This is a genomic window from Streptomyces sp. NA04227, assembly GCF_013364195.1.
GTDB lineage: Bacteria > Actinomycetota > Actinomycetes > Streptomycetales > Streptomycetaceae > Streptomyces.
On the sequence record NZ_CP054918.1, the window covers coordinates 914110 to 925420 of the forward strand.

Genomic DNA, 11311 nt, shown 5'->3' on the forward strand with positions numbered 1-11311 from the left:
GTGGTCGCGGCGGCGTCCTCGGACGCCGGGGCGGTGGGCGAACTCTCGGAAACGCTCGGCTTCTTCGGTACGTCCGCCCCTCCGGTGGCCACCCGGGTCCCACTCCCCTCGGTCACGACGCGCGCGTCGGGTTCCCGTCCGGCGCCGGGTCGGGGCGCCTCGGGTTCCGGCTCCGCGCGACGGGCGTCCGCGCTCCGGTCACCGTTCTCGCGCGGGTCCTCGTGGGCGGTGGGGGGCGTGCTCGGCGGCGGGGGTGCGGGGGCGTATCGCGCCTCGGTGTTCATGCGCCGCTCCCCCACTTCACCTGCCACCGCCCCACGGCCGGGTTCCTCGTTCACTGTCGCCCGGCTCGGGACGGGCACAGCACGCCCGGCAGTTCCCTCACCCCATCGTGCGGGGCCGGTCACCGAACGCGTGCGCGTCACTCTACGGGCTGAACCGGGGGCCACGGCACTCACTCCCCGGCTCCGGCCGGATCTGCCCGGATCATCCCCCGAGCCTGCGTGAATCCTGCCCCGGGGATGCCTGGATCCGGCCCCTGCCCTGCGGCGATCGGGCCGCCGAGAGCGCTCTGGGCGAGGCCGGGCGCACGCCGGAGCGCTGTCCTACTCCTTGGGCTCCACCGTGTTGCCGACCCCGCCGTCGCCGGTCTCGTCGTCGACCGAGCGGATGCCCTGGACGATCTTGTCGATGTCGCCTACCGGCGGAGCGTCCTTGCCCCCGTCCACCTTGATACGGACGACGACCATCGACTCCGAGCCCACGCTGGAGGGGAAGGCGAGGGACTGTACGTAACCGCCGGGGCCCGCGCCGGTCTTCACCTGCCAGCGGACGTAGTAGCCGGAGCGACCGGCCACCGCGATCTGCCCCGCCTTGACCTGCTTGTGCGAGGTGATGCCGTCGTACGGCTTGGAACCGAGGACGTCGTCGTCGTACGCGTCCTCGGCCGCGGTCTTGATGTCGGCTTCCGCGACCTTCTTCGCCGAGCGCTCGTTGGGGTCGGGCGCGGTACGCGAACTGGCCATGGCGTAGTGGCACATGCCCGAGCCGCTGGGGCAGTCGTACGGATCGCCGCTGGTGAGCAGGACCCGCGGGTCGACGACGTACTGCGCGCGCTCCCGGCCCTCGATGATCGGCATCGTGATCCCGTTGAGCTGGTCCGTCACCCGGTTCGGGTCCTCGGGCGGCGCGCTGGACCCGGTTTCGGTCGGCGAGGGGGACGGCGTCGGCGTGACGGGCACGCTGACGGTGGGAGTGGGGCTGGGCGCCGCCTCCGGCTCACCGTCGTCGCCGCTGAGCGCGAAGGCGCCGATGCCGATCGCGGCGACGAGGACCACACCCGCCACGGTCAGCGCGATGACCTTGCCGCGGTTGCCGCCCGGGTCCGGTACGCCACTGTGGGACAGCGCCCCGAACCCGGTGTGCGTCGTCTCGAAACCGCTGTGCGCGGGTCCGTTCTGCGCGGGCCCGAATCCGCCCTGTACGGTGCCGAATCCGCTGTGCGCCGGACCGTTCTGGGTGGGGGCGTTGTAGCCGGGTCCGTTCTGCGCGGGGCCGTTCTGGGCGGGCCCGAATCCGCCGTGCGCGGTGGTGTCCGCGGGCTGTCCGGCCGGTTGCCGGTGCTCGGTCCATACGGAGCCGTCCCACCAGCGTTGCGAGCCCGGCGCGTCGGGGTCCGGATACCAACCGGGCGGGGTCGACATGCTCATGGCGGCACTGTAGAGCGCTCCGTCAACGGCCGTACACGGTCCCCCCGTGTGAGGGACCGGTCACGCCACGTTTTGCGCCGTCTTGCGGCTTCCCGCCACGGCATGCACCGGTCCGCGCCCCGCACACATCGCGCGCCCGGCCGCGCGCCGCGCGCACCGGCAGGCTCAGCTCCGCCCGCGCTCGTCGACCGCGTCGACGTGTCCGGCCACGGCGACCACCAGTACCCGGGTGTCGGGCACCGTGGCCCGCCACCGGTGCCGCACGCCTCCGGTGAGGTACAGGGTGTCCCCGCGGGCGAGGCGGTACGCGCGGCCCTCGGCCTCGACCTCCACGGCGCCGTCGGCCACGTACAGGAGCTCGTCGTTGCGGTGCTGGAACTCGCGGCGGGCGTCGTGGTCGCCGGTGAACTCCAGGGCGTGCAGTTGGTGGCGGCCACGGACCAGGGCGCGCACCCGGGACTCCGCGCCGGTGTCGGCCTCGGGTTCGGCGCGTACCAGGTCGACCTCGCGGGCCGGGTCGGCGGCGTCGAGGAGTTCCACGGCGGTGGTGCCCAGCGCGTCGGCGACCTTCTGGAGCGAGCGCGGGCTGGGTCGCGCCCTGTCGTTCTCGACCTGGCTGAGGAAGGGCACCGAAAGGCCACTGCGCTCGGCCACGGCCGCGAGAGTGAGGTTCAGCGACCGGCGACGCCTGCGGACGGCCGCGCCCACCCGGCGGTTTTCCTTGTCGTCCATCGCGCCCACTCCCCTCCCGTGTCTCGCGCCGCGGCGGGCCCGGTCGGCCGACCGCGGTCAGGTGTGTCTCTTTGCACCTTACGCATCTTCCGCAAGCGGAAGGCAGGGTTCGCCCCACGGCTTGCACACCGTCTCGTGAATCGGGCGCCCACGCGACTGTTTTCCCCGAATTCCGCCCAACAGGTGGCCACTGCCGCGAGGCTGGCCCTTTTCCGCTCCTCCCGGGCAGCGGCGTCCGCCTCCCCCGGGTACCGGTTTCCGCCCCTCCCGGGCGCCGGAACGGCCGGGCGGAACCGGTCGCCTTCCGTGCCGCCCCGGGCTTCTCGGTGCCGTGCGGCATGATGCCTGCGTGACTCAGCGACGGCTCATGCTCCTCGACACCGCCTCCCTCTACTTCCGCGCCTATTTCGGGGTGCCGGAGTCGGTGAAGGCACCCGACGGCACCCCGGTCAACGCGGTACGCGGCCTGCTCGAGTTCATCGACAGACTGGTCCGCGACCACCGGCCCGACGCGCTCGTGGCCTGCATGGACGCGGACTGGCGGCCCGAGTGGCGGGTCGAGCTGATCCCCTCGTACAAGGCGCACCGGGTCGCCGAGGAACGCGCGGCGGGACCCGACGAGGAAGAGGTGCCCGACACCCTGTCCCCGCAGGTCCCGGTGATCGAGGAGGTCCTCGACGCCCTCGGCATCGCCCGGGTCGGCGTCGCGGGGTACGAGGCGGACGACGTCATCGGCACCTTCGCCACCCGCGCGAGCGGTCCGGTGGACATCGTGACCGGCGACCGCGACCTGTACCAGCTCGTCGACGACGCCCGCGGGGTGCGGGTGCTCTACCCGCTCAAGGGCGTGGGTTCGCTCCAGATCACCGACGAGTCGCTGTTGCGCGAGAAGTACGGCGTCGACGGCTCGGGGTACGCGGATCTGGCCCTGCTGCGCGGCGACCCGAGCGACGGGCTGCCCGGCGTAGTCGGCGTCGGCGAGAAGACGGCGGCCAAGCTGCTCGACCAGTTCGGCGACCTCGCCGGGATCCTCGCGGCGATCGACGACCGCGGTGCCAAGCTCACGCCCACCCAGCGCAAGCGGCTCGACGAGGCGCGGCCCTATCTCGCGGTGGCCCCCAAGGTCGTGCGGGTGGCCACCGACCTCGACCTGCCCGAGGTCGACACCGCCCTGCCGCGCACGCCGCGCGACCCCGACGCCGTACTGGACCTGGCGGCCCGCTGGAACCTCGGCGGCTCGCTGCAGCGGCTGATCACCACACTTCAGGCCATGGGCACGATGGCCTGATCCCGGCACCCTCCGCTCACGGTTCGCATCCGGCCGTCACACAACCGAAGACACCCTGGACGGAAGTGTTAACTTAGGGAAGCCTAAGTAACTCGTCCCGGTGGCACGCCGGGGCGCGACCGCGAGCAGGGGGATCACGATGGCCAAGCGTTCCGCACCCCAGGCCCACCTCGCCCGGGTGGTGCGTACCGAGCAACTCACTCCGCACATGCGACGGGTGGTCCTCGGCGGTGAGGGTCTCGCGCGGTTCGAGGCCGGGGAGTTCACCGACCACTACGTCAAACTCCTCTTCCCGCCCGCCGGGGTGGAGTACCCCGAGCCCTTCGACATCCAGCGCATCCGGGCCGAACTGCCGCGCGAGACGTGGCCGGTGACCCGTACGTACACCGTGCGCGCCTGGGACCCGGAGCGCCGTGAGCTGACGCTCGACTTCGTGGTGCACGGCGACGAGGGGCTCGCCGGACCCTGGGCCACCCGGGTCCGGCCGGGCGACAGCATCCGGCTGCTCGGCCCCGGCGGCGCCTACGCGCCCGACCCGGCGGCCGACTGGCATCTGCTGGCCGGTGACGAGAGCGCGATCCCGGCGATCGCCACCGCACTGGAGGCCCTGCCCGCGGGTGCGACCGCCCGCGTCTTCCTGGAGGTCGAGGGCCCCGAGGAGGAGCAGAAGATCGCCACCGACGCGGAGATCGTCTGGCTGCACCGCGGCACCGCACAGGTCGGCTCCGCCCTGGTCGAGGCCGTACGCGCACTGGACTTCCCGCCCGGCCGCGTGCACGCCTTCGTGCACGGCGAGGCCGGGTTCGTACGCGAGCTGCGGCGGCTGCTGCGCATGGAGCACCGGATCCCGCGCGAACAGCTCTCGGTCTCCGGCTACTGGCGCCTGGGACACAACGAGGACGGCTGGCAGGCCTCCAAGCGCGACTGGAACGCACAGGTGGAGGCCGAGCAGGAGGGGCGGCGCGAGGACGCGGCGAGCCCGGCGGACGGGGCGGCGGGGGCGACTGACGGCGCGACCACGGCGACGGCGGGGGCGGGAAACCGGGCGGCCTGAGGCCCGGCTCGCCCGGTCCGCCCGTCCGGGGTGTCCGGTCCCGCCCGGCCGGAAGCCAGGCCCGGCCGGAAGTCAGGCCCCGCCCGAACCAAACCCCGCTCAGTCCCCGGCGACCCGCGCGTGCAGGTGCATGTCGTGCCAGCCGTCCGGGTGCAGGATCGAGCGGCGTTTGGTGCCCTCCAGGAGGAAGCCGGTGCGGGCGGCGACGCGGCAGGACGCCTCGTTGGCCGTGGAGTGGAGCAGTTCCAGGCGGTGCAGGCCGAACTCGCCGAAGGACCAGTCGGCGAGGGCGGCGAGCGCCCGGGGCGCCACCCGCTGTCCGCGCGCCTCGGGCACGGTCCAGTACCCGATCTCCGCCTGGCCGTCGGCGAGTTGGATGACCCGCAGGGCGATCCGGCCGACCAGTTCGCCCTCGGCGCCGCGGCTCACCGCCCAGGAGGCCGCACTCTCCTCGTCCCAGTCGCCGCGCCACCTCTCGATCAGCCCGGCCGCCTCGGCCACCGAGTCACAGGTGCGGGCGTGCCAGAGGTGCAGCCCCGGATCCTGGAAGACCCGGTGCACCGCCGGAGCGTCGTCGTCGGACCAGGGGCGCAGCACCAGGCCGCCCTCGACGGGAATCGTGGGCTGCGGGCGACCGCGCAGGCTTCCGGGCGGCAGTACGTCGGAGATCAACATAGGCATACCGGCATCGTGCCAAGCCGCTCGCCGCAGGGGCACCGAATTACCGTGCCCGTGCTGCCGTTTGCGCCTTTCCTCTCGGCATGGCAACCCTCCCCTTGCCACGCCAGACCCTCCTCGGCCCCGCCCTACGTACCCTTGACCAGGTGAGACGTAGAGCGCGCACCCCCGACTCCCCGCTCCCCCAGCGCGAGGGGGTCGACCCGGTCCGGCTGCGGCTGCCCGGCGAGGGGCACTGGGCGACCGTACGGGCGCATCTGGCCGAGCGTCTCGCGCCGGGCGCGGCGGTGGTGGACGCGATGCTGGAGCGGGGCGAGTTCGTCCGCGCGGACGGCAGTGCGGTGACCGCCCAAACCCCTTATGAGCCCGGCCTGTTGGTGTGGTTCCACCGGGAACTGGCGCCGGAGGAGCCGGTGCCCTTCGACCTCTCGGTGGTGTACCGCGACGCGCACATCCTCGTCGTCGACAAACCGCACTTCCTGGCCACCACACCGCGCGGCACGCATGTCACCGACACCGCCCTGGCCAGGCTGCGGCGCGAACTCGGCCTGCCGGGCCTCGGAGCCGCGCACCGGCTCGACCGGCTCACCGCGGGACTGGTGCTCTTCACGGTGCGCCCCGAGGAACGCGGCCGCTACCAGGGCCTGTTCCGGGACCGCCGTATCCACAAGGAGTACGAGGGACTGGCGCCGTACCGGCCGGAGCGGGCGCTGCCGCGTACCGTGCGCAGCCGGATCGAGAAGGACCGGGCCGAACTCGTGGCCCGCGAGGTGCCCGGGGAGCCCAACGCGGTGACCGAGGTGGAACTCCTCGGCCACCGCGCGGGCCTCGGCCGCTACCGGCTCGTACCGCACACCGGGCGCACCCACCAACTCCGGGTGCACATGAACGCGCTCGGCCTGCCCCTGCTGCACGACCCGCTCTATCCGGACGTCCTCCCCGAGGGCACCGAGGACTTCGCCCGGCCGCTCCAACTGCTCGCGCGCAGCCTGGAGTTCACCGACCCGGTGACCGGCGAACGGCACCGCTTCGAGAGCGGCCGCGAGTTGTCCGCATGGCCGGGCCGGGACGTCCGGCCGACCGACGACCGAGCCACTGACGCCTGACCGTTCATGGCCGACCGTCGCCCCTCCGACCGCCGAACGGCCGCCCGGAGTCAGCGACGCCACCACCGCAGGAACCGCTGCCAGACGCCCGCGCGCGGCTCGCTCTGCGCGTGCCGTCCGCGCGCCGCCGACGCGGGAGCGGGCTCCGGCACCGCATCGGGCACCCGTTCGGGGACGGGCCCAGGCCCCGCCGCCGCGCTGGAGACCTGCCAGTCCCGCCGCGGGGCCGGTACCCGACCGGGCCGTACGGAGGGTTCCTGCGGGGGCCGGGGCGCGAACCGTACCGGGAGTTCCACCAGATGCCGGGACAGAATGGACGAGCGCCACCTCAACTGGTCCTGGTCCACGGCGAGTTCGACGTCCGGCAGACGCATGAACAGGGCGTCGACCCCGGTGTCGGCGATGGCACGGCCGATGTCCTGGCCGGGGCACTCGTGCGCTCCCCCGCTGAAGGCGAGATGGGCGCGGTTGCCCTGCATCGGGGCGGCGGGGTCGGGCCGTACCGCCGGGTCGACGTTGCCCGGGGCGATACCGAGGATGAGCCCGTCGCCCGCCCGGATGTGCCGGTCGCCGAGTTCGGTGTCCTGGGTGGCGAAGTAGCCGACCATGGCGCTGAACGGCGGCTCGTCCCACAGCGACTGCTCGACCGCCTCGGGCACCGTCATCTGCCCGCCGCTCAACTGGGCGCGGAACCTCGGGTCGGTGAGCACCATGCGCAGCACGTTGGCGATCAGGTTCGCGGTGGCCTCGTAGGCGGCGATGAGCACCAGCCTCAGGTGCTGGGCCACCTCGTCGTCGGAGAGGCGTGACTCATGGGTGATCAGGGCGCTGGCGAAGTCCTCCTCGGGGCGTTCGCGGCGGCGGGTGACCAGGCGCATGAGCGCGGCCATCACGTACTCGTTGCTCGCGATGGCGGTCTCGGTGCCCTGGATCATGTCCCGCGCGGCCTGCACCATCCGCTCGTCGTACTCCTCGGGCATGCCGAGGACCTGGCACATGACCATCATCGGCAGGTGCTCGGCGAACCGGCCGACCAGATCGGCCTGCCCGTCCTCGCAGAACCGGTTGACCAGGCGCTGGCTGAAGCGGTTGATGTGCCGCCGCACGCCGCGGTGGTCGATGGTCGCCATGGCGGCGGTGACCGCGCCGCGCAGCCGGCGGTGCTCGGCGCCCTCCACGAAGCTGCACATCGGCTGCCAGGTGAAGACCGGCGCGAGCGGATGGTCGGGCCCGGCGGAGCCGTCCTGCACCGCGCGCCAGTGCCGTGAATCGCGGGTGAAGTGCGAGGAGTTGCGCACCATCTGGAGGTTCTCGCCGTGGCCGAGCACGACCCAGACGGGTACGTCGTTGTGCAGCAGGGCGGGGGCGACGGGGCCGTGCTCGGCGCGCAGCTTCTCGTAGACGGCGGCGAGGTCCTCGGCCTCGGGGCCGTAGAGGCGGCGGGTGCCCGCGGGGCCGTGCGCGGGGCAGCCCGGCGGCGGCGCGAGGGCGGTGTCGTCCGGGCCGGGTCGGTAGGGCGAAGGGGTCGTCACGGTGTCGCTCCGGGGTTCCGGTTCCGTTGGGAGGGTGGGCGGTTGGGGCGGCGCTGCGCCGTCGGTCCCGGCGGTCAGGCCGGGGCGCCGCTCAGCGCGTACAGGTGGCGCATCAGGGTCAGCAGCACGTCGCGGCTGGAGGCGCGGCGGCGGACGTCGCAGTCGACGAGGGGGACCTCGGCGGGCAGGTCGAGCGCGGCGCGCAGTTCGGGGTGCGGGTAACGGGGCGCGTCCGGAAAGGAGTTGACGGCGACCACGAAGGGCACGCCGCACTCCTCCAGGCGGCCCATGACGTCGAAGCTGACCTCCAGGCGCCGGGTGTCGACCAGGACGACGGCACCGAGCGCGCCCTCGAACAGGCCGTTCCACAGGAACCAGAAGCGCTCCTGGCCCGGGGTGCCGAAGAGATACAGGACGAGCTCGTCGGTGAGGGTGATCCGGCCGAAGTCCATGGCGACGGTGGTCGCGGTCTTCGTCGCCGAGCCGAAGTCGTCGTCGATCCCGATCCCGGCCTGCGTCATCGTCTCCTCGGTGGTCAGCGGTCTGATCTCGCTGACCGAGCCGACCATGGTGGTCTTGCCCACCCCGAAGCCGCCGACGATCACGATCTTCACGGCCGCGGTGGCGCTCGCGGGGAGCCCGTCCTCGTGCCGTGGTCCGGTGAGGGTGTCAGAGCTGTTGAAGTCCATGCATCACCGATTCGAGAAGGGTTCGGTCCGGCAGCGCGGAACGCACCAACGGCGCCCGCGCCTCGACGAGTTCGGCCGCGAGCAGCTCGGTCAGGAGCACCGTCACCACGCTGAAGGGCAGATTCAGATACGCGGAGAGTTCGGCCACCGACAGCGGCGTCGGGCACATCCGCAGCAGTGCGGCCTGTTCGGGCGGCGTGGTGGGCGGCGCCTCCCCGCGCGCGACGATCAGGGTGACCAGGTCGAGGGCGGCCCGCCCGCCGCCTTCGACCGAGCCGGTCAGTACGTAGAAGCGCTCCGGGCTGGCCTCGGAGTCGGACAGCGGGGCGCGCCGTTCACGCCGCCCAGGCGTCATACGGGCTGCCCGTCACGCCGCGGCGGAGAGGTGAGGTGGGCGCCGATCCGTACCACCAGATCGCGCATCCGGCTGCCGATCAGCCCGGCGTCGACGGTCTCCTCGGCGAGCACGGCGAGAAACGCGCCCGCCCCGGCCGCCATCAGATAGAAGAACCCGCCGCTGACCTCGATGATCACCATCCGCATCCGGCCGTCGCTCTCGGGGATCTCGTGTGCGACGGCCACCGCGAGGCTCTGCAGTCCGGCGCAGGCGGCGGCGATCCGGTCGGCCGCGTCGGGGTCGCCGCCGTACTGGGCGATGCGCAGTCCGTCCGCGGAGAGCACCACGATCTGCCGGGTCTGCGGCACCCCGTCGGCGAGTTCCTTGAGCATCCAGTCGAAGTTGGCCCGCTGCTGGATCACTGGTCGTTCCCCTCCTGGTCGCCCGGCGCGTACGGGTGTGCCGCGCCTGTCCCGCCCGCCGCCGGGTCGGCTCCTGCCCCGGGCTCCGGCCGGGAGGGCCCCCACGCCCCGGACATGAACGCCTCGATCCACAGGCCGGGTTCGGGTTCGGTGGCCGCGTCCGGGGCGGTGCGCGGCGGCGGTGCGGTCGCGGTCGTGGTGTGTGCGGCGAAGCCCCCCGCCGCCGAGGCCCTGACCCGGCTGCGGCGCTGCGGCAGGCCGTTCGGCCGCCACTCGGTGACCACCGGGGCGTCCGGGTCGTCGTGGCCGCCGAGGGTCGCGGGCGTCAGGGGCGGCGAGGCCACCGGGCCGGTGGTCGGGCGGCGCTTCTTGGCCGGGCGTTCCGGTTCGGCGACCAGACGTCCGTGCTCGTTCAGTCGCGGCACCGCCGAGGCGCCGATACCGTGCGCCAGGCCGGGGGCGGGCGCGGTGGTGAGCATCTCGCGGGGTACGACGAGTACGGCCCGGACCCCGCCGTACGCGGACTGCCGCAGCGAGACCTGCATGTCGTACATCTGGGCCAGCCGTCCGACGACGGCGAGGCCGAGCCGGGGGGTCTCGCCGAGGTCGTCGAGGTCGATGCCCGCCTGTGCCTGGGCCAGCATCCGCTCGGCCCTGGCCCTGGCCTCCTCGCTGAGGCTGACGCCGCCGTCCTCGATCTCGATGGCGATGCCGGTCTGCACCTCCACGGCGGTGACGTGCACCCGTGTCTGCGGGGGCGAGTAGCGGGTGGCGTTGTCGAGGAGTTCGGCGCAGGCGTGGATCAGCGGTTCCACGCTGGTGCCGAGGATCGAGACGTCCGCGATCGAGTGCAGATCGACCCGCCGGTAGTCCAGGATGCGCGACATCGCGCCGCGCAGCACGCTGAACAGCGGTACGGGGCCCGGCCATTGGCGTCCCGGCCGGGCACCGCCGAGCACCGTGACGGAGTCGGCGAGGCGGCCGATCAGGGCCGTGCCGTGGTCGATGCGCAGCAGGTCGTCGAAGACCTCGGGGTTGCGCCCGTGGTCCTCCTCCATCTCGCGCAGTTCGGCGGCCTGGCGGTGCACGATCGCCTGTACGCGGCGGGCGACGTTGACGAAGGCGAGCTGCGAGGACTCGCGCAGGGCGCTCTCGGTGTCCACGATCTCCAGGACGTCGCGGAGCAACGCGCGGTGTGCCATGGGCAGTTCACGGAAGACCGGGTCGGCGTCCACCACACAACGGACCACTTCGGCGGGCGACTCGCCCTGGCGCAGCCGCAGCAGCGCCTCCGGCAGCAGTTCGCCGCCGAGGCGCGCGGTCTCCTCCTCGTGGGCGTCCACCCGCCGCTGGAGGAAGCCGATCTGCTGTGCGTGCCGGGCGCGCACCTCGCTTACCGCGTACCGGGCCCGTACGAGCCGTGCGGCCACCAGGAGCACCAGCAGGACGCACACCGCTCCGCAGGCGGCGACCGCACTTCCGGCCTCCTCGGGCGCCAGGACCACGGCCGCGCCCGCGACGGCGGTCATGAGTATGGCGGGCAGCAACAGGACGCGCAGATAACGGATTTCACGGCCGGCGGGAGGCGTTTCAACACGCACCATGTCTGCCCTCGAAGATGTCGGCTGGGGGACGTCTGGCTCGCACCACCGTGAGGCGACGGCATTCGGGGCACACAAAAAGGCAAAGGGAACAAAGGCCCGAATCCGTCTCAACTCGGCGCGCTGCGGGCGAGCTTAGTCCCGCCGGAACATCACCACGTCA

The 11311-nt window shown here is 73.1% G+C and carries 11 protein-coding genes; 3 read left to right on the top strand and 8 right to left on the bottom strand.

What is annotated here, in order from left to right:
- Positions 1-605: 605 nt before the first annotated feature.
- Both HUT18_RS03665 and HUT18_RS03670 read right to left on the bottom strand, forming a co-directional pair.
- A complete protein-coding gene (locus HUT18_RS03665) occupies positions 606-1709 on the bottom strand; it encodes a DUF2510 domain-containing protein (protein WP_176097779.1) in 1104 nt (367 codons plus the stop codon).
- Positions 1710-1874: 165 nt separating this feature from the next.
- Positions 1875-2441 carry a helix-turn-helix domain-containing protein gene (locus HUT18_RS03670; protein WP_176097781.1) on the bottom strand — a complete coding sequence of 189 codons (567 nt, stop codon included), beginning with the start codon at positions 2439-2441 and terminating at the stop codon, positions 1875-1877.
- A 367-nt stretch (positions 2442-2808) separates the two neighbouring features.
- On the opposite strand from HUT18_RS03670, the gene HUT18_RS03675 reads away from it, so the two are divergent.
- Entirely contained in the window at positions 2809-3729 is a 921-nt protein-coding gene (locus HUT18_RS03675) for a 5'-3' exonuclease (protein ID WP_176104269.1), read from the top strand.
- 139 nt (positions 3730-3868) lie between these two features.
- Positions 3869-4783 carry a siderophore-interacting protein gene (locus HUT18_RS03680; RefSeq protein ID WP_176097783.1) on the top strand — a complete coding sequence of 305 codons (915 nt, stop codon included), beginning with the start codon at positions 3869-3871 and terminating at the stop codon, positions 4781-4783.
- Positions 4784-4882: 99 nt separating this feature from the next.
- Here the strand turns inward: HUT18_RS03680 and HUT18_RS03685 are convergent, their stop codons facing one another.
- Positions 4883-5464, bottom strand: a complete 582-nt coding sequence (locus HUT18_RS03685; RefSeq protein ID WP_176097784.1) for a GNAT family N-acetyltransferase — start codon at positions 5462-5464, stop codon at positions 4883-4885.
- 143 nt (positions 5465-5607) lie between these two features.
- Between HUT18_RS03685 and HUT18_RS03690 the strand changes: the two genes are divergently transcribed.
- Positions 5608-6567 carry an RluA family pseudouridine synthase gene (locus tag HUT18_RS03690; protein WP_176097786.1) on the top strand — a complete coding sequence of 320 codons (960 nt, stop codon included), beginning with the start codon at positions 5608-5610 and terminating at the stop codon, positions 6565-6567.
- 50 nt (positions 6568-6617) lie between these two features.
- On the opposite strand, the gene HUT18_RS03695 is transcribed toward HUT18_RS03690, so the two are convergent.
- The 5 genes from HUT18_RS03695 to HUT18_RS03715 all read right to left on the bottom strand — a co-directional run bounded on the left by HUT18_RS03695 (position 6618) and on the right by HUT18_RS03715 (position 11151).
- Positions 6618-8099: a cytochrome P450 gene (locus HUT18_RS03695; protein WP_176097788.1), complete on the bottom strand. Its 1482-nt coding sequence runs from the start codon at positions 8097-8099 to the stop codon at positions 6618-6620.
- Positions 8100-8173: 74 nt separating this feature from the next.
- A complete protein-coding gene (locus tag HUT18_RS03700; protein WP_176097790.1) occupies positions 8174-8788 on the bottom strand; it encodes an ATP/GTP-binding protein in 615 nt (204 codons plus the stop codon).
- Entirely contained in the window at positions 8769-9143 is a 375-nt protein-coding gene (locus HUT18_RS03705) for a DUF742 domain-containing protein (protein WP_176097792.1), read from the bottom strand. Before HUT18_RS03705 ends, HUT18_RS03700 begins: the two co-directional genes overlap by 20 nt.
- Positions 9140-9547 (bottom strand): roadblock/LC7 domain-containing protein, encoded by a 408-nt coding sequence (locus tag HUT18_RS03710; RefSeq protein ID WP_176097793.1) that lies wholly within the window; start codon positions 9545-9547, stop codon positions 9140-9142. Before HUT18_RS03710 ends, HUT18_RS03705 begins: the two co-directional genes overlap by 4 nt.
- The gene (locus HUT18_RS03715; protein WP_176097795.1) at positions 9544-11151 is read right to left on the bottom strand and encodes a sensor histidine kinase KdpD; all 1608 of its coding nucleotides are present in this window, start codon (positions 11149-11151) and stop codon (positions 9544-9546) included. Before HUT18_RS03715 ends, HUT18_RS03710 begins: the two co-directional genes overlap by 4 nt.
- Between the last annotated feature and the right edge of the window lie 160 nt (positions 11152-11311).

Bases quoted from the DNA above. Each gene is read 5' to 3' on its own strand.
- HUT18_RS03685 (WP_176097784.1), bottom strand. From the start codon at position 5,464: ATGCCTATGTTGATCTCCGACGTACTGCCGCCCGGAAGCCTGCGCGGT.
- HUT18_RS03680 (WP_176097783.1), top strand. From the start codon at position 3,869: ATGGCCAAGCGTTCCGCACCCCAGGCCCACCTCGCCCGGGTGGTGCGT.
- HUT18_RS03705 (WP_176097792.1), bottom strand. From the start codon at position 9,143: ATGACGCCTGGGCGGCGTGAACGGCGCGCCCCGCTGTCCGACTCCGAG.
- HUT18_RS03715 (WP_176097795.1), bottom strand. From the start codon at position 11,151: ATGGTGCGTGTTGAAACGCCTCCCGCCGGCCGTGAAATCCGTTATCTG.
- HUT18_RS03675 (WP_176104269.1), top strand. From the start codon at position 2,809: ATGCTCCTCGACACCGCCTCCCTCTACTTCCGCGCCTATTTCGGGGTG.
- HUT18_RS03665 (WP_176097779.1), bottom strand. From the start codon at position 1,709: ATGAGCATGTCGACCCCGCCCGGTTGGTATCCGGACCCCGACGCGCCG.
- HUT18_RS03670 (WP_176097781.1), bottom strand. From the start codon at position 2,441: ATGGACGACAAGGAAAACCGCCGGGTGGGCGCGGCCGTCCGCAGGCGT.
- HUT18_RS03700 (WP_176097790.1), bottom strand. From the start codon at position 8,788: ATGGACTTCAACAGCTCTGACACCCTCACCGGACCACGGCACGAGGAC.